16 protein-coding genes and 2 tRNA genes are annotated in these 17,134 nt (G+C 61.7%); 9 read left to right on the top strand and 9 right to left on the bottom strand.

From position 1 onward, the window contains the following. Positions 1–16: 16 nt before the first annotated feature. On the top strand, positions 17–1,102 hold the full coding sequence (locus tag E0473_RS10985; RefSeq protein ID WP_137681488.1) for a fatty acid desaturase family protein: 1,086 nt from the start codon (positions 17–19) through the stop codon (positions 1,100–1,102). 20 nt (positions 1,103–1,122) lie between these two features. Here E0473_RS10985 and E0473_RS10980 read toward each other — a convergent pair whose 3' ends face one another. The 6 genes from E0473_RS10980 to E0473_RS10955 all read right to left on the bottom strand — a co-directional run bounded on the left by E0473_RS10980 (position 1,123) and on the right by E0473_RS10955 (position 7,429). Then, positions 1,123–1,344, bottom strand: coding sequence for a hypothetical protein (locus E0473_RS10980; protein ID WP_137680956.1), 222 nt, complete (start codon positions 1,342–1,344; stop codon positions 1,123–1,125). Between the two features lie 64 nt (positions 1,345–1,408). After that, positions 1,409–2,509: an LPS export ABC transporter permease LptG gene (gene lptG, locus E0473_RS10975; protein ID WP_137680955.1), complete on the bottom strand. Its 1,101-nt coding sequence runs from the start codon at positions 2,507–2,509 to the stop codon at positions 1,409–1,411. Beyond that, positions 2,499–3,746, bottom strand: coding sequence for an LptF/LptG family permease (locus E0473_RS10970; RefSeq protein WP_137680954.1), 1,248 nt, complete (start codon positions 3,744–3,746; stop codon positions 2,499–2,501). Before E0473_RS10970 ends, lptG begins: the two co-directional genes overlap by 11 nt. Before the next feature lie 109 nt (positions 3,747–3,855). Continuing rightward, on the bottom strand, positions 3,856–4,266 hold the full coding sequence (clpS, locus tag E0473_RS10965; protein ID WP_241657465.1) for an ATP-dependent Clp protease adapter ClpS: 411 nt from the start codon (positions 4,264–4,266) through the stop codon (positions 3,856–3,858). Positions 4,267–4,485: 219 nt separating this feature from the next. After that, positions 4,486–5,382 carry a phasin family protein gene (locus E0473_RS10960; protein ID WP_137680953.1) on the bottom strand — a complete coding sequence of 299 codons (897 nt, stop codon included), beginning with the start codon at positions 5,380–5,382 and terminating at the stop codon, positions 4,486–4,488. A gap of 151 nt (positions 5,383–5,533) precedes the next feature. Continuing rightward, a complete protein-coding gene (locus E0473_RS10955) occupies positions 5,534–7,429 on the bottom strand; it encodes a PHA/PHB synthase family protein (RefSeq protein ID WP_241657464.1) in 1,896 nt (631 codons plus the stop codon). A 150-nt stretch (positions 7,430–7,579) separates the two neighbouring features. Between E0473_RS10955 and E0473_RS10950 the strand changes: the two genes are divergently transcribed. The 7 genes from E0473_RS10950 to E0473_RS10920 all read left to right on the top strand — a co-directional run bounded on the left by E0473_RS10950 (position 7,580) and on the right by E0473_RS10920 (position 12,977). Continuing rightward, on the top strand, positions 7,580–8,779 hold the full coding sequence (locus E0473_RS10950) for an LL-diaminopimelate aminotransferase (protein ID WP_137680952.1): 1,200 nt from the start codon (positions 7,580–7,582) through the stop codon (positions 8,777–8,779). Between the two features lie 234 nt (positions 8,780–9,013). Continuing rightward, positions 9,014–10,474 (top strand): MFS transporter, encoded by a 1,461-nt coding sequence (locus E0473_RS10945; protein WP_137680951.1) that lies wholly within the window; start codon positions 9,014–9,016, stop codon positions 10,472–10,474. A gap of 138 nt (positions 10,475–10,612) precedes the next feature. Further along, a complete protein-coding gene (locus E0473_RS10940; RefSeq protein ID WP_137680950.1) occupies positions 10,613–10,783 on the top strand; it encodes a CsbD family protein in 171 nt (56 codons plus the stop codon). A 149-nt stretch (positions 10,784–10,932) separates the two neighbouring features. Beyond that, positions 10,933–11,006, top strand: a tRNA-Cys gene (locus E0473_RS10935). 58 nt (positions 11,007–11,064) lie between these two features. Continuing rightward, a tRNA-Thr gene (locus E0473_RS10930) sits at positions 11,065–11,140 on the top strand. A 202-nt stretch (positions 11,141–11,342) separates the two neighbouring features. Next, the gene (locus E0473_RS10925; RefSeq protein ID WP_170308141.1) at positions 11,343–12,560 is read left to right on the top strand and encodes a tyrosine-type recombinase/integrase; all 1,218 of its coding nucleotides are present in this window, start codon (positions 11,343–11,345) and stop codon (positions 12,558–12,560) included. Positions 12,561–12,737: 177 nt separating this feature from the next. Further along, positions 12,738–12,977 (top strand): hypothetical protein, encoded by a 240-nt coding sequence (locus E0473_RS10920; RefSeq protein ID WP_137680949.1) that lies wholly within the window; start codon positions 12,738–12,740, stop codon positions 12,975–12,977. Between the two features lie 197 nt (positions 12,978–13,174). On the opposite strand, the gene E0473_RS10915 is transcribed toward E0473_RS10920, so the two are convergent. Next, the gene (locus tag E0473_RS10915) at positions 13,175–13,573 is read right to left on the bottom strand and encodes a Mor transcription activator family protein (protein WP_137680948.1); all 399 of its coding nucleotides are present in this window, start codon (positions 13,571–13,573) and stop codon (positions 13,175–13,177) included. 630 nt (positions 13,574–14,203) lie between these two features. Here E0473_RS10915 and rhuM point away from each other — a divergent pair. Next, positions 14,204–15,226 carry a RhuM family protein gene (rhuM, locus tag E0473_RS10910; protein ID WP_137680947.1) on the top strand — a complete coding sequence of 341 codons (1,023 nt, stop codon included), beginning with the start codon at positions 14,204–14,206 and terminating at the stop codon, positions 15,224–15,226. A gap of 40 nt (positions 15,227–15,266) precedes the next feature. Here the strand turns inward: rhuM and E0473_RS10905 are convergent, their stop codons facing one another. Both E0473_RS10905 and E0473_RS10900 read right to left on the bottom strand, forming a co-directional pair. Then, on the bottom strand, positions 15,267–16,115 hold the full coding sequence (locus E0473_RS10905) for a type II toxin-antitoxin system HicB family antitoxin (RefSeq protein ID WP_206663439.1): 849 nt from the start codon (positions 16,113–16,115) through the stop codon (positions 15,267–15,269). A gap of 28 nt (positions 16,116–16,143) precedes the next feature. Further along, on the bottom strand, positions 16,144–16,332 hold the full coding sequence (locus E0473_RS10900) for a helix-turn-helix domain-containing protein (protein ID WP_137680946.1): 189 nt from the start codon (positions 16,330–16,332) through the stop codon (positions 16,144–16,146). Positions 16,333–17,134 lie beyond the last annotated feature (802 nt).

Raw genomic sequence — 17,134 nt, 5'->3', positions numbered from 1 at the left:
CGAAAAGACCATGCAGATGAATGCCACGACCACCATCGAGCCCGCGCAGAGCGGCAGCCAGGCTGCCCGCCGCCGCGTGCATGCGCAAATCCCCGATGACAAGGCGATGCTGCGCGCCGCCGCCGAGCTGACGCGTGACATCAATGTGGCGCGGCCTGAGATATACTGGCCGGACATGCTCTGCTCAGCGCTGATCGGCTATGGTCTGCTTGCCGCTGCAATCCTGCTCGACAACGTGCCGCTCGCCGTTGCCTGCGGTGTGCTGGCGGTATTCCCGCTCTATCGTGCGCTGCTGTTCATTCACGAACTTACGCACCTCCACCGCGATGCACTGCCCGGGTTCCGCACCGCGTGGAACCTGCTGGTCGGCATTCCGCTGCTTACGCCGAGCCTGATGTACGAGAACGTCCACACGCTCCACCATTCGCGCACGCGCTACGGCACTGTGGAAGATCCTGAATACAAAGCGCTGGCGCTGATGAAGCCCTGGACGCTTCCTCTGTTTGTGCTGGTCGCGGCGCTGGCCCCGATCGGGCTGCTGCTACGCTGGGGTGTGATCGCACCGCTGGGCCTCGTGATCCCGTCATTGCGCCGGGCGGCATGGGAGCGGTTCTCTTCGCTGTCTATCAATCCGGTGTTCCGCCGCCGTCCACCCGAGGAGAAGGAGCGCGGCTGGTTCCTGTTCCAGCAGATCGGGGCGAGCCTATGGGCGATGTTCCTGCTCAGCACGCCTTTTTGGTTGGGTTGGAAGCCGCTGCTGGTGGCGATTGCGGTCACCTCTGCGGTGGCGACCTTCAACCAGCTGCGCACGCTGGTGGCGCATCTTTGGGAGAACGAGGGCGACGCGATGACCGTCACCGCGCAGTATCTCGACTCGGTGAATGTCCATACGAAGATCGGCGCGCTGTGGGCTCCCGTGGGCCTGCGCTATCATGCCCTGCACCACCTGTTGCCCAGCCTACCCTACCATTCGCTGCCAGTGGCGCACGAACGGCTTTCAGCCAAGCTTGGCCCCACCTCTACTTACGAGGAAGCGTCTCATCCTGGTCTGGTGGTGCTGGTAATGCGGATTGCGCGCGGCACGATGGGAAGGCGCGGATAAACCCTGCTTTGGCAAGCCGATCAATTCGGCTCGTCAGACATATCCTCTTCGATATCGTCCTCGATCTTCTCACGCGTTTCGATCGTGCCCGGATCGGCGGGCATATCGACAACCTCTTCGCGCAGATCCGGATCGGGCTGGTCGATGGTCTCTTCTACCTCGCCGGCTGGCACTTCGTCGGAACACCCAGCCAAAGCCAGCAGAGCGGCGGCGCTGGTAGCGGAAAGCAGTTTGAGCGTCATAAGAGTTTTCTCCGTTGCTTGAGATGGCAACGGGTGCCCTAGAGCACGGTTCCAAACAGGACGCTTATTCCTCGGTCCTGACCAGCACCGTTTCGCCCACGAACAGGAACAGGAAGAACGGCGCCCAGGCCGCCAGCAATGGCGGGTATCCGCCAAAGCTCGCCATGGCGAGCGCGGCATTGTCGACCACGAAATAGGCAAAGCCCAGCGCCATGCCGAGCACCGCACGCGCGAGCAGCTGGCCCGAACGCGCGAGGCCAAAGCCTGCGACCGCGCCCAGCAGGGGCATCAGCACCGCCGACAACGGCCCCGAAATCTTGTGCCACCACTTGGCCTCCAGCTCGGCGGTGCGGCGACCGGCAGATTCCAAAGCATCGATACTGTCGGTCAGCTGCGGCAGCGGCTCGCTATCGGGATCGACTCGGCGCAGCTCTGTTTGCGCGAGCGTGACGCCAGGGGCCACCACGGTTCCATCGGGCAGGGGTTTCTCTGTGGCGGTGGCCACGGTAAACACCCGTGCGCCCTCCAGCGCCCAGCCGGGGTTGGCAAAGGTCGCACGGTCGGCGCGGATCTGGCGGGCAATCATCCCGGCATCGTCGCGCTCGTAGTAGGTCACACGGGTGAGCACGCTGCGCGCACCCCGCCCGCTCATCACCGATGCCATCAGCACGTCGTTGCCATCGTTGAAATAGACGTTCGTGCGTGCGTCAGGCTCGCGCGTGATGGTGCCATAATCGACTTCCTGCCACGCCTTGAGCGTCATGGTCGAGCGCGTCACCACCCGCTCGTTGAAGGCAAAGCTCGTCGCAGCCACCACCGCCGCCGTGAGCAGCAAAGGGGCGAGAATCTGGTGCGCGGAAAGCCCCGCCGCCTTCATCGCAACTACCTCGGAATTGGCGTTCATCGCTGCCAGGGTGATGATCGTGGCTAGCAACACCGAATAGGGCAGGAACCGCGCGATCAGCTGCGGCAGGCGCAGCGAGGCATAGCGCAGGAGTTCTGGCTCGCCATTGCCGGGCGCAGCCAGAATGTCGCCCGTCTCGCCCAGCAGGTCGAGCATCAGCAGCACTAGCACCAGCATGCCGAGCACGGCAATGATGCGGACCGCGAAGGTCTTGGCCAGATACCAGGTCAGCTGGCGCGACGGGAAGAAGTCAAACAGCACCCAACGATCCCTCATCCTCTGCGTCCGAGAGCCGCAAGGCCTTGCGCCGGTTGGTCCCGAACAGCTTCTTCACCCGCTTGCCCAGCTTGGCAAAGAGCCTCTCAAGCACGCCCAGCGCTTGGCCGCCGGGCACAAAGGCGACCTGATAGTACATCCACAAGATCATCACCGCGAGCACGGCGAACGGCCCCCAAAGCGCCAGGAACGGATCGACCCGGCCGATGGCGGCGACCTCCGCGCCATATTGGTTCACCTTGTGATAGGCGACCACGATCACGATGGAAACGAACACCCCCAGCGACGAGGTCGAGCGCTTGGGCGGGATCGCAAGCGCTAGCGCCATCAGCGGCAGGAGGATCATCATCACCACCTCCACCATGCGGAAGTTGAAATTGGCCTGACTGGCCGCGCGCACGTCGGCGCTGCTCTCGGGGCTCCAGCCGATCCTCAGCAGCTCGGGCAGGACATACTCCTGCTCGTCCGCCCCGCGGGCGCGGAAATCCTCCAGCGCGGGAAGGTCGATAGGCAGGTCGTGCTGGCTGAAGCTGAGCACACGCGGCGGGCCGTCCGCCACGTCGTGAATGATGGTGCCATCGGCCAGCCGCAGGATGATCGTGTTGCGATCTTCCCGATTGGCGAGGAACCGCCCCTCGCGCGCCGAGATCGACAGCACTTGCCCGTTATCGTCCGCCAGGCGCGCGAAAATGCCGAGCAGACGGCGCCCACTGTCTTCGCTCGCCTCGATGCGCAGCGCCACGCGGTCTTCGATGGCGTTGAACTCGCCGACCCGGATCGAAGCGCCCAGCGCGCCAGACCGAAGCTCGAATTCCATCTCCTGGTAGGCAAAGCGCGCCTTGGGTTGGAGATACCCAACGATGGCGAAATTCAACCCCAGCAGCACCAGCGTGATGAGATAGGGTACGCGCAACAGTCGGGTGTAAGACCAGCCCACCGCTCGCATTACGTCCAGCTCGCTCGATGTCGCCAGCTTGCGGAACGCAAACAGGATGCCGAGCATCAGCCCTAGCGGGATTGCCAGCCCAGCATATTCCGGGATCAGGTTGAGCAGCATCTTGAAGACGACGCCCACCGGTCCGCCCTCGAGCGAGACGAACTCGAACAGGCGCAGCATCTTTTCCAGCAGCAGCAGGCTCGCCGCGAGCAGGAACACCCCGACCATCGGCACCACCACGAGGCGGAAAATATAGCGATCAACGGAGGTGATGAAGCGGGACAATAGCTTAGCTGCTGCAATATGGGGCGTGCTGGCCTTAGCGGCTAATTATGCCGCGGTCATGCCCTAAGCGCTGCACCGGTCGGACAGCGCGTCGCCCGTGGCGCGAGGGTCACGCCTTTTCGAGCGTGCATTGCAGCGGATGCTCGTTCTCGCGGGCGCAATCCATCACCTGATTCACCTTGGTTTCGGCCACCTCATAAGGGAAAATGCCGCAGACGCCGACGCCGCGCTGGTGAACATGCAGCATCACCCGCGTCGCCTGCTCAAGGTCCATCTTGAAGAAGCGCTTGAGCACCATCACCACGAATTCCATCGGGGTATAGTCGTCGTTGAGCAGCAGCACCTTGTACTGGCTCGGCTTCTTCGGCTTGGCGCGCGTCTTGGTGGCAAGCGCGGCCTGACCCGAGCCGCCGCCGGAATCGCCCTCATCGTCACGGTCCGGGCCCGCATGGGGAATCAGGGCCGCCAGGGCACGGTCGGAGCCGTCTGATACGGCACGAGGGAGATCGGGGCTGGTCATTGTTGACACCAAATATCGTATCGCATGGCTCCGCTGCAAGTCGGGCATGAGCATTTTGTTGTCAGGCGCAGCTTACCTGTCGGTTAAGCGCGAGAGCCGAATGGCTTTGGTAGGGCTCCAAAAACGATCAAGGCCGGGCGATCGCAAGGATCGCCCGGCCCAATCGACTACCGGGGAGAGGAGGAGAGGTCGGTAGCCGGTTGATCGTAAAAAGGTGCCTCAGGCGGCAACCTTCGACATCTTTTCGGCAGCCATGTTCACGCGGCCGCTAAGCGGGGCAACGCTGTCGTTGGCGAGCTTCATCATTGCATCGGTGCCCTTCGAGGCATTGGCCATCATGGCATCGAAGTTGCGGCGCATGATCTTGCCCTGCAGCTGGAACAGCTCGGTCGGGCTCTTGATCGAAGCCATTTCCTTCATGTCGGCCGTGGCGGTCTCGTAAGCCGACTTGGCATCGTCAGCCATGGACTTGCCCATGCCCTGCACGCCTTCTCCCAGAATCTTGCCCGATTCCATCATGGCATCGACATTGCCCTTGGCGAACTCGGTCATCTCGGTGACCATGCTGGTGCTCTTCTCGTAAGCTTCCTGCATCTTGGCCTGCACTTCGGCAACGGTGCCGCTCATGGTTTCGGTCATCGTGGCGGTAAAATCGTTGGTGGTCATGATCTTTTCCTTCAATTCGGTGACGCTGGGGGCAGCGCTGGGTACGGTGGGCTTGGTATTCGAAGCAGCTTTGGCAGAGGCGGGCTTGGCCGGTGCCTTGGCTGCAACGGGGGCCTTGGGAGGTGCGGCAACCGGTGCCTTGGGCGCGACCGAAGCTTTCGGCTTCAGCGGCTTTGCCGCAGACTTCTTGGCCGCAGCCCTATTCGCCGGAGCCTTCTTGGCAGGCTCCGCCTTGGCGGTCTGAGCCTTGGAAGGGGCTGCTTTGGCGAGCTCTGGCTTAACCGGAGCCACCTTCGCAGCAGGCTTTTCCTGCGCTTGCGGAGTCGGTTCTGCCTTGGCCTTCTCGGCCACCGCTTCTGCCTTCGGCTTCGCACTGTCAGCAGCATCGGCATAGGCCTTTTCGGCGGCTGCCTCGGAGCTGGGGTCTTTCTTGCTGGGCTCGTTTGCCATCGATACCTCGCTTCTGCGACTACCGGCTGCCGACTCATCCGCGACAGGCGGTCAAATCACTTTGTTGCAGTGCACAAATAAGGTATCAGATCGCGTTTGTCAAGGAACTTTTGTGCAGCGCACAATAAGTGGAGCCGAGTGTAGAGCGGCGCTAGCGCTGCCGTACGTAACGCCCGGGCGCATTCTCGATGGCAGGGTTTGTCTTGCCGCCCGGCTTGCGCGCGCCTTTCACCTTCACCTCGGCGGGCCGCAGCTGCTCGATCCAGGCGAACCAGTCGGGCCACCAACTGCCCTTCGTCTCGCTCGCCGAGGCGACAAATTGATCGAGACTTTCTGCGCCTTCGGGGCCGGTCCAGTGCTGATACTTGCCCGCAGCGGGTGGATTTACCACCCCGGCGATGTGCCCGCTGCCAGCCAGCACGAACCGCAGCGGCCCGGCGAGGTGGCGCGTGATCTCGAACACGCTTTCGGGCGGCGCGATATGGTCTTCCCGCCCAGCCTGCACATAGGCAGGCGTGGTGATCCGCGTGAGATCGATCGGCGTGCCATCCGCCGACAGCGCATCGGGCACCACCAACAGATTGTCACGATAGAGATTGGTGAGGTAGGCTTCATGCCACTTGGCGGGCAGGTTGGTAACGTCGCCATTCCAGTACAGCAGGTCGAAGGCGGGATAGTCTTCGGCGAGCAGATAGTAGTTTACGACGTAGTTCCAGATCAGGTCCGTGCCGCGCAGCAGGTTGAAGGTTGCCGCCATATAGCGCCCGTCGAAATAGCCTTTGGTGCTGGCCTGACGAATGAAGTCGAGGTTCTCCTCGTCTACGAAGAGCTTCAACGCCCCGGCGCGCTCGAAATCGACCTGCGCGGTGAGGAAAGTGACCGAAGCGACCTTGTCCGCCTCGCCCCGCCGCGCCAGCACCGCCAGCGTCGCCGCCAGCGTGGTGCCCGCGACGCAATAGCCGACCGTGTGAACATCGTTCACCTTGAGCCGCTCGCGCGTGACCTCGATCGCCTCGATCTGCGCGCGCACGTAATCGTCCATGGTGATATCGGCCAGGCTCGCATCGGCCGAGCGCCAGCTCACCAACAGCACGCTCAGCCCCTGTTCGAGCGCCCAGCGCACGAAGCTCTTCTTCGGGTTGAGGTCGAGAATGTAGAAGCGGTTGATCCACGGCGGGAAGATCAGCAGCGGCGTTTCGAGCACCTTCTCGGTTGTCGGCGTATAGTGGATCAGCTGGAACAGTTCGGTCTCGTAGATCACCTTGCCGGGCGTGGCGGCGATATTCTCGCCGATTTTGAAGGTGCTCTTGTCGGTGTGGGTAAGCTGGCCCGCTTCGAGATCGTGGGTCAGCCGTTCGAGCCCCTTCACGAGGTTCTCGCCCTGCGTGGCAATCGTGCGTTCGAGCACCACCGGGTTCATCAGCGGAAAGTTCGCCGGGCTCATCGCATCGAGCATTGCCTTGGTAGCAAAGCTCATCTGCTCGCGCTCGAACTCGTCGAGCCCTTCCGCCCGCTCGATGGCGGCGGAAATGCGGTCGGCCATTAACAGGTAGGTCTGGTGGATCAGCGCGAAGGCCGGTTCCGCGCGCCAGGCCGGATCGGCGAACCGTCGATCATTGCGCCAGAGCGCTTCGAGATTCGCATCACTCCTGCCCTGCTCGGTGTAATGGCCGAGAATGTTGTTCCACAGCTCAAGCCCGTCGCGCCACATGGACTGTTGCGCTTCGAGATCGAAGGCCGGCATGGTCGCCGCCAGCTTGTGCATGGCATCGAACCAGGCCGAAGGATGGGCATCGGGCAGCGCGGATGGCAGCTTGTTCTCGCCCGGCATAATCATGTCGAACCAGTTCTGCTGCGCCGCCAGCATTGCCGCGCCGAAATCGTCGATCGCCGCCTTGTCGGGCCATGAATCCGCCGCCTCGGGCGAAAAGCCGGCCATCATCTGACGCGCCGCCTCGCCCTGAATGCGTAGCATCTCGGTGAATATGTCGGCCACATCCTGGCCGGTCTGGTCGGTTTTGCCGTCGTGGATGTCGTCTGTTGCCATAGCCCCGGTTCCTTCATCCCCCTCATAACGCGCTGCGCGCCGATTGGCAGCACAAAGCGCACGATGCCCGATGCAGCGCGTTGCGCAAACTATGCGATTGCTTCACAAGGGCCGCCCCTATCAACAACAAGGAAATAGCCGAGCAAGGCCATGGATACCGATTTCTACCGCATCAAGCGACTGCCGCCCTATGTCATCGCCGAAGTCAACGCGATGCGAGCGGCCGCGCGAGCGGAAGGACGCGATATCATCGACCTCGGCATGGGCAACCCCGACCTGCCCCCTCCCCAGCATGTGATCGACAAGCTGTGCGAAGTGGCGCAGAACCCTGACGCTCACGGCTATTCGCAGTCGAAGGGCATCCCCGGCCTGCGCAAGGCTCAGGCGGCCTATTACCAGCGCCGCTTCGGAGTGGAGCTGCACCCGGAAAGCGAAGTGGTCGTCACGCTCGGTTCGAAGGAGGGTCTGGCCAGCCTCGCCACCGCGATCACCGCGCCGGGCGACACTATCCTCGCCCCCAACCCGAGCTATCCGATCCACACCTTCGGCTTCATCATCGCCGGGGCCTCGATCCGCTCGGTGCCGACCACGCCCGACGAGCGCTATTGGGACGAGCTGGAAAAGGCGATGAACTTCACCGTTCCGCGCCCCACGGTGCTGGTGGTGAACTTCCCCAGCAACCCCACCGCCGAAGTGGTCGATCTCGCCTTCTATGAACGGCTGGTCGACTGGGCCAAGTTCCACAAGGTCTGGATCCTGTCCGACCTTGCCTATTCTGAACTGTACTTCGACGGCAAACCGACGCCCTCGATCCTGCAGGTTCCCGGCGCCAAGGACGTGGCGGTGGAATTCACCTCGATGTCGAAGACCTTCTCGATGGCTGGCTGGCGGCTGGGCTTTGCCGTCGGCAACCCGACGCTGATCGCCGCGCTCACCCGCGTGAAGAGCTATATCGACTATGGCGCCTTCACCCCGATGCAGGCGGCGGCCGTGGCCGCGCTCAACGGACCGCAGGATATCGTCGAGAAGAACCGCCAGCTTTACCACAAGCGGCGTGACGTAATGGTGGAGGCCTTTGGCCGCGCGGGCTGGGAAATCCCGCCCCCGCCCGCCTCTATGTTCGCCTGGGCTCCGCTCCCTGCACCGCTGAAGGAGATGGGCAGCATGGAGTTCGCCAAACAGCTCCTCACCCATGCCGAAGTCGCAGTCGCCCCCGGCGTCGGCTATGGCGAGGATGGCGAGGGTTACGTGCGCATTGGCCTGGTCGAGAACGAGCAGCGCCTGCGCCAGGCAGGGCGCAACATCCGCCGCTACCTGCAAAGCATGGGTATCAACTCGAGCGCAGCCTGACGCCGCATTGACATACTGCGGACGCCACCCGGTGACCTGCCCTGCTTCTTGCAGGAAGCGGGCCGACCGGGCGGCGTCTGCGCGCCGAGCCAAATCTGCGACGAATCGCGCTGGCGCGTGCCCGAAGCGTCCAATTCTCTGCCCAAAGCGCCTTGCATTGCGCCCAAGCTTCTGGCCTAAGCTACAGCCAGACCGTGAGCATGCTAAGGGCTACGGTCAGGGAGAAGATCGCACATGGCCACTCTACCGGCGAAAACGCTGGACGTATCCGCGTTCCTGCAACAGCTGACCTTCACCAGGTTCCACCTGCACATTCTGCTGCTCAGCTGCCTCGTGACCTTTTTCGACGGGCTCGATTTCGCGCTCGTTTCAGTCACGCTGCCCGAGATTCGCGACGATATGGGGCTGACCGAGGCACAGATGGGCGACGTCTCGACCGCCGCGTTCATCGGCCAGATGATCGGCTCCCTGATCGGCTCTTATATCGCCGATATCCTCGGCCGCCGCCCGGTCATCATCATTTCGACGCTGGGCGCGGCTGTGCTGACTTTCGTGACCGGCTTTGCCGGATCGCCCGAGCTGCTGTTTACCCTGCGCCTGCTGGGCGGCCTCGCCATCGGCGGGTTGCTAGCGCCGATCTGGTCGCTCAACATCGAATCGATGCCCAAGAGCATGCGCGCAACCTCAGTCACGATCATCATGCTCGGGTTCTCTATCGGCAGCGCTGGCGCGGCGCAGGCGGCCAACCTGCTTGCCTCGCCTGGTGGTTGGTATGCCGGGCTCTATGCGGCGGGCACCGTCCCCTCGTTCATGGCCGAGCCGAGCTGGCAGATGGTGTTTTTCTTCTGCGGCGGACTGACGGCCCTGCTGGCGGTTATCCTGTTCACTTTCCTGCCTGAAAGCGCCCGATGGATGGTCGCCTCTGGCAAGCCGGCAAGCGAGGTCGCCCCGATGCTGGCACGCTTCGACCCGCAGTTCAGCGCTGGAGAGTACTCCGCCTTCACCCTTTCCGACGAACGCAAGACCGACGACAAGCAAGATCCGCTAAGCAAGATGAAAGAGCTGTTCAAGGGCTGGCTGGCCTATATCACCCCTCTGATCTGGGCTGCCTATTTCTTCAGTTCCTTCTCGATCTATCTCAAGACCGCGTTCGGCGTCGTCTTCCTCGAGGAACTGGGGCTGACCGTGGATACCGCGCGCGACATCAGCTCGATAGGCGGCATCTCCGGGGCGATCGCGGGCGTTTTGCTACTGATGTTTACCGAGCGGCGCGGCCCTGGCGGGATCATCCTTGCCCCGCTCATCGCAATTCCTTTCGTGCTGCTGCTCGGCTTCGGCATCGTGCTCGACGGCCCGGCCTTCATTCCTGTGGTGCTGGTCGGCATGGTGCTGGTCGGCGCGGGCCATGCGGCGGTGATCTCGATCACCAGCATCTACTATCCCAGCGCCGTGCGCGCGACCGGCGGCGGCTGGGCCAGCTTCATGGCCAAGTTCGCCGCCGTGGCCGCACCGCTTATTGGCGCAAGGCTGTTTCTTGGGTCCAAGCAGGCAGTGCTCGATGGCTATGTCGCGACCGCCATCTGCCTTGCCGGGATCGTGGTCTGCATCCTTGCGCTGTCGCACTATGCAAAGAAGCTGAAGGCGGCATCGGACGCGGCTCAGCCTCCGGTAGTCGCGAGGCAAGCCGCTGAATAGGCAGCCGAACAAGCCCGGTACGTCGCCCCCATCCTTCGGCTGGGCGCAAATGCTCACCAACGATGGAACATGCGCTCGCTCGCCTCGTTGATTGGGTAAGACAGGCACGCTGCCTGCCCGATATGAAGGAGATCCGAAATGGGTGAACTTACAGATAAAGCCAAGGGCCTCGGCAACCAGGTTGCGGGTTCGGTGAAGGAACAGTCGAACGATCCGGAAACCCGCGCTGAAGGCAAGGCGCAGAAGACCAAGGGTCAGGCCCAAAATCTGAAGGGTGAAGTAGAAGGCGCGCTCGGCGACAAGATCTGAGCGAACTCTTCAACACCATATCAAAAGGGGCGTCAGGAAACTGGCGCCCCTTTTGCGTTCGCCCGATTGCGCACGGGAGCGAGAAAGATGCTGCAAGCAATCAAAGGCATTGCGCAAAGCTCCGGCATTCGCTAGTTGGCGCGCCTTCCGGCCCGATGGCGGAGTGGTTACGCAGAGGACTGCAAATCCTTGCACGCCGGTTCGATTCCGGCTCGGGCCTCCACTTCCTTGTAAGTTTGCGCGTTGCGGCCCGCTGCGTGTGAACCTAAAGGACGATGAGCGCCGCTTTAGCTCAGTTGGTAGAGCACATCATTCGTAATGATGGGGTCACAGGTTCGAGTCCTGTAAGCGGCACCATTTTCCAGTTCACGGACGTTCGTTCCCGGCTGGACACCCCCGGAAATCCCTGACATTTGCGGCTTTAGCGACCGCCAGCGTTCGAACGCGTCCGCCAGCATCTGGCCCCCAAACGGGGCCAAGCCGGGGGCCAGCCGAAAGCGGTCCCGTCAATTGGCCCCCACCTTGGGGCGGATATTTCGGAAGGGCGCGGCCACATCCTTTGACCGACATTGCGCTCAGGAACGCCAAGCCACGCGCGAAGCCTTACAAAATGGGCGACGAGCGGGGGCTATTCCTTTTGGTCCAACCGAGCGGCGGGAAGCTTTGGAAGGTGAAATACTGGATCCACGGCCGCGAAAAGAAACTGAGCCTTGGCGCCTATCCAGATGTGAGCCTAAGCAAGGCCCGCCAGAAGCGCGATGAGGCGCGCGAATTGATTGCCGACGGTCAAGACCCGTCGCGGGAGAAGCAGCGCGCGAAGCTGCGGGCACGGGAAGCGGCTGGCCACACCTTCGGGGAAATCGCCAAGGAACTGCTCGAAAAGCGCAAGCGCGAGGGCATGGCCCCGCGCACGGTCGAGAAAACGGAATACTTCCTGTCAGTCCTTAATCCTGCGCTCGGCACCCTCCCCGTGTCGGACATTACCGCCCCAGAGGTGTTGGCAGTGGTTCGGCGCTTCGATGTGCGGGGCAAGCACGAAACCGCCAACCGTTTACTCCAACTCGCCAGCCGCGTGTTCCGCCACGCCATCGCCACGGCCCGGCTGGCGTCCGATCCTACCCGCGACCTGCGCGGCGCCCTGACTTCGCCCAAGGTGCAGCACTTCGCCGCCATCCTTGATCCGGTGCGAGTCGGAGAGTTGCTACGCTCGATTGACGGCTACGAAGGCATGGGCATTACCCGGCTGGCGCTACAATTGGCTCCTCACGTGTTTGTGCGGCCCGGCGAACTGCGCCACGCCCAATGGGATGAAATCGCGCTGGACGATGCCCTGTGGATCATCCCAGCCGAGAAAACGAAGATGCGCAGGGACCACCGCGTACCGCTCTCGCGGCAGGCTGTGGCGATCTTGCAAGAGATACGGTCCATCACCGGCCTGGCTGGCTACGTCTTTCCCTCGGTGCGCACCCGCACCCGGCCCATGAGCGAAAACACTATCAACGCCGGTTTGCGACGGCTGGGCTATTCCAGCGACGAAATGACCGGCCACGGCTTCCGCGCCATGGCCTCCACGCTGCTGAACGAAAGCGGCAAGTGGTCGCCAGACGCTATCGAACGCGCGCTTGCCCATGTCGAGAACGACGGATCACGCAGGCCCTACGACCGGGGCGAGCGCTGGGAAGAGCGGGTGGAGATGGCCCAATGGTGGAGCGACCACCTCGATACGCTCCGCAACGGCGCCGAGATCGTGCCATTCCCAGAGCGCGGCACGGGATAGCCCGATAGCCTAGCGGGCGCGCTCGCCAACCGGAAGCGCCCGAAACCTTAACATCACAATCGCCGGGGACCTTCCCCGTCAACCGGACCTGCCACGGCCCGGACAGCAAAGCCGTGCGCATAATGAGAAGGAAAGACCTGATGACGGCATATATCGCAAAGAATAGGCAGCAACCGCGTGACCCGCGACTGCGTTGTTGCGGTGCTGTTTGAAGCAGCACAGGACGCCGATGCATGGGGCCGCCATGACCTTGGCAACACGCTTCGCGCGATGGCGTTCGACTTCAAGAAGGGCGGCGAAATAACGACCGCACCAAACCGTCGCACTCCCGGCCAGCCTAGCCAATTTGCGGGCAACCGGCTCCGCGCGCGGTTGGACGAGTGCAACTATCATCCCAAAACCGGGTCAGTTCGCTAGGCCGGGCATGGCCGGATATTCGCGTTATTCCTGCCGGCCGATTTCCAGAGCGGCGACGGCTCGGCGGGGCGCGCCAGTCGCGTTGTCCCGCTCCCCCGGTTCGCGTCGCCTTGTGCGGCGCTATCCCGTTGGCAGCTGGCGCACCTCATTCAACACTGCCGGTTCCAGCCGACACGCAGTTTGTTTCATCGCCAGCGCTATAACTGATGGCCCACCACCTCGCGCCGCCTCACGATGTTGCGAATTTGGCGCTCGGTCAGGTGGAAGGCGCGCGACAGGTCGGGAATGCGCGCGCCCCCGTCATTCGCCCGGCGTCTAATCAGCTTGTCGCGGACAATTCGGCGAGCCGTCCGCGCGTTGGCAGGCTTGAGCATTTCCCCGCCGAAACCCTCGGCCAGCTTGTCCGCAAGTTCCTGCCCTAGAATTTTCGCAAGGTGATGATCGGGCCGGATGCGCTTGGGCACATAGAGCAAGGCGCGCTCGCTCGAATAGTTGCTAGCCCGCTCGCGATAGGTGGGCAGCGCCTCGATAAGCCGCACGGCGTTATCCTCGCCAATCACGTCCGCGATTTCTCGGAAGTTGTCCGGCGTTGCCATCGGTGCCCCTCATTGAATGCCCGACGGTTCTAAAGATTGTTGACGGCAACCTGAATCGCGAATGCCGCGAGTTATCTATAAGGCGCGGCGCGGTCAGGGGTGTAGGCGGGGTGTGGGCTGCTTGATAGCCTACACCCCCAAAGCGTTTCCATTAAATCAGACACTTAAGACTTAGAAGGGGGCGGGGTGTAGGGGGGTGTAGGCTTTTAGAAGCTTTACTAAGTTTAAAAGGGAGAGGGGGAAACAGGGGATAACATGGGAAAGTTGCTGCACCCCCTACACCCCCTGCCACCCCTGCGCGCGCTTTCCCCCGCAATTCCCGTCATTTAGACCGATGGCGGCGGGGTGTAGGCAACCCTACACCCCGCACCCCCTCGCCGGCCTATGCTTCCCGCTGGCGCGAGGGCCGGGCCGGCCGGCGGCGGTGGGCGCGGCGTTTAAACGCACTGGCGCGAGGGGCGGACGTGAAAAACCCGGCGCGGCGGCCGGGTCATTCGTCCCAGATCGGTGGCGGGTCAGCCGTCGGGCGGTATGATGCTGGCGAAATGCGCCGGTGGAAAACGTTTGCGATCCCTTGGCGTCTCAGATGGGGCCTCGTACGTTCTCTATTCGTTCGATTCGCGAGGTAGCATGTCAAACTTAGAGCCCGTACAGCTTCATGAAGATGAGAGCACCGGCAGTCGGTTTCTAATCTACGGTGATGGAACTGGCACCCACGTAGAAGTCAGCTACGAGGGTGATAGCCTGTGGATGACACAGGCGCAGATCGCTGAGCTTTTTGGGCGTGACGTCTCGACGATATCCCGACACATCAACAGCATTTTGGATGAGGGTGAGCTTGACGAGAGCAATTTGCATAAAGCGCAAATTGCTACCTCGACCAAGCCTGTAAAGTTGTACAGTTTGGATATGGTTATATCGGTTGGCTACCGTGTCGCCTCCAAGCAAGCCACCCTTTTCCGCAGATGGGCAACCGAGAAGCTCGTTCAATTCGCCACGAAGGGATTTGTTGTGGATGCACCGCGCTTGAAGGCTCCGGAGAACCGAGATCGTATCGCGGAACTGAAAGAGATTATCCGCGACATTCGTGCGGATGAGGCGAATGTCTATCGAGAGCTTCGCTCTATCTGTGCAATGTGCCAGGACTATGATGGCCAGTCTGATGAGTGGCATGAGTTTTACCGCAATACACAAGCAAAGCTCGTCCACGCAGTTTGCTCGAACACTCCTGCGGAAGTGTTGCGAGCGCGAGCCAACGCTAAAGAGCCCAATATGGGTTTGCGAACTTGGCCGAACGAGAACATCCGAAAGGCAGACGTCACTGTTTCAAAAAATTTTCTCGGCGAGTCCGAAATCAAAGAACTTAATCGCCTTACTGTGATCCTGCTAGATATCTTTGAAGACCAAATGGATATGGGACGGCTAAGGACGATGGATGAAGCGTCCAGTCTTTTTGATACACAACTAAGAGGCCTCGGTCGTGTCGTTTTGCGAGGCGGCGGCCGTGTGAAGATGGTAGATGCTAAGCGCCACGCCGAACTTGAATATGGCAAATACAAAGCTGAGCAAAAACGGCTGAGGCACGAGGAAGCAGATAAAGCAATCGCGGAGATTAAGGCCACGCAGAAGGAAATTACCGGAAAGCGCCGCTAATGGCACTTCTCGGCATTGGGCTTAGGCGCAGTCGGCCTTCCTAGCCGCTTCCGAAACGTTTTTCGTCGTCATCGCACTCAACTTGCGGGCTGCCTGCAATCCCTTTGGCGTCATGCTCTACCACCCCGGCCAGCTTCTCGCGTGCCGCGTCCGCCAGAAAGCGCGAGCGGTTGGCGCTCGCCGCGTCGATGGCGGCCAGCAACGCCCGGTCAAACATCACGTTAACGCGCACCTTCGATTGCGTCACGTCAGCGCCAACCATGAGGAGCGCGACCTCGGTAACGTCCGGGTCTGCCTCGATTGCCAGCGGGTCGCTTGGCGCGGGCAGGCTTTCGCCGTGGTCCAGCATTCCAGACAGGTGCAGCTTTAACACGGCCTCCGCGCTCGTGGCGAGCGCCTGCATATCGTCGGCGGCGGCAACACAGACCGGCAGATTGGGGAAGCTGATATAAAAGCTATCCTCGCCCCGCTCGACGATGCCACAATAGAATGCTCTGCCCGTTTCGCTCACCACATCGCGGCCCTTCGCTGATTGCTTAGCGTTCGGCTTGCGATTGCCGGCTGGACGGGCCGGTTTACCTTTGCCGAATGCTCCGATCACCGCAGGCGGGAATGCCTCGGCAGCGGTGCGCGCCTTCGCAAAATCGGCCTCGGTCCATTCGGGGTTATCGTCGTAGGAATGCAAGGCGTCCGATTTCGGCGGCACAAGCGACAGATTGTGGCCATTACTGCGCCGAGAATACCCGCCGTTCATCCTTCGGATCACAGCGCCCGCCTTAGCGGCGTCCCCATGCGTCGGCACCTCCACCCCGATTTCCAGCAAGGTTTCGGTGGCCGTCTGCCAGCACCACAGGCTTAGCGGCGCGTCCCAATCCAGCCGCGCACGCACAATATCCTCTATCGGGTTCGCCAGCGGGTCAATCATTCGCCGCCTCGCCCGCATCCGCGCCGACAAGCGCCCGGATGCTTGCAGTTGTGATGCGGGTGGCGCTCCCGATCTTGACCACCTTCAACTGGCCTTCGCTTATCAGGCGATAGACGTTCGTGCGCCCGATCCGCAGCGCATCGCAGGTTTCCCGTACCGTCAGAAGATATGCCGTATTCATTCGTGTTCGCCTCTTTCCGTAGGAACATTGGCAAACTAGCGGGCAGGCGAGTAAAACGCTCGGCATATTCGACGCGGTATAGATAACTCCAAACTTATGAAGAGCCGGGACGCTGCTCGCAATAATCCGTGAAACTGGTGAGGGGTTCAAAGGTGCTGCTCCCCCGCCCATCCCAGATGCGGCCGGGCCGGGGGCCATCCTTGGCCGCACGTGTTCGCTCCAATCCACGATTTTAGGGGGCCGCTTTAGGGGCCAATTCAAAATCGAAACTCATAGAAGGCTGCAATTTAGGCACTCCCAGCCACCTTTGCGGTTCCTGTAAGCGCACCAGCCTTTTCCAAAGGGCTGATTCTTCAGAAAATAACGGATTTACTGCGCTTTGAGCCTCGCCAGGGTACAAGGCGAAGGTACAAAGTCGTGGCTTTGTTTGTCATGCATATTTTCCGTCATTCCTATGGTTGCTGCGGCTTTCGGCAGGTGATCCCAGAGGCCTTGAGGCCGTTCTCCGAGAGCAAGCGCGAGCACAAGGTGTCGATCGGAAGAGAAGGCGAGCCCGGCGTCGCTTCCTAGCAACCCAGCCCGAGCGTATTGCCTTCAACCGGGTCGTTTCCTGAAAGGCAGCTTTTGAGCTTCGGCGACCGAAATCCGCCAGTCTCCTCTCGGTACATTTTGCGGCGTGGGCGCTTGATGACCTCAGCTCTCAGTATGAGGCCGGATTTTGTGGGACTTGAATAGCGTTGCGAGATCTGCGGCGGAGCAGGCCTTCGAAAACAAGAAGCCCTGCATTTCGGTACAGCCCAAT

Source organism: Aurantiacibacter suaedae, from assembly GCF_005434915.1.
In the GTDB taxonomy this organism is placed as follows: domain Bacteria; phylum Pseudomonadota; class Alphaproteobacteria; order Sphingomonadales; family Sphingomonadaceae; genus Alteraurantiacibacter; species Alteraurantiacibacter suaedae.
The sequence above is the reverse complement of the archived record's forward strand: the minus strand, read 5'-3'. Positions and strand labels throughout refer to the sequence as shown.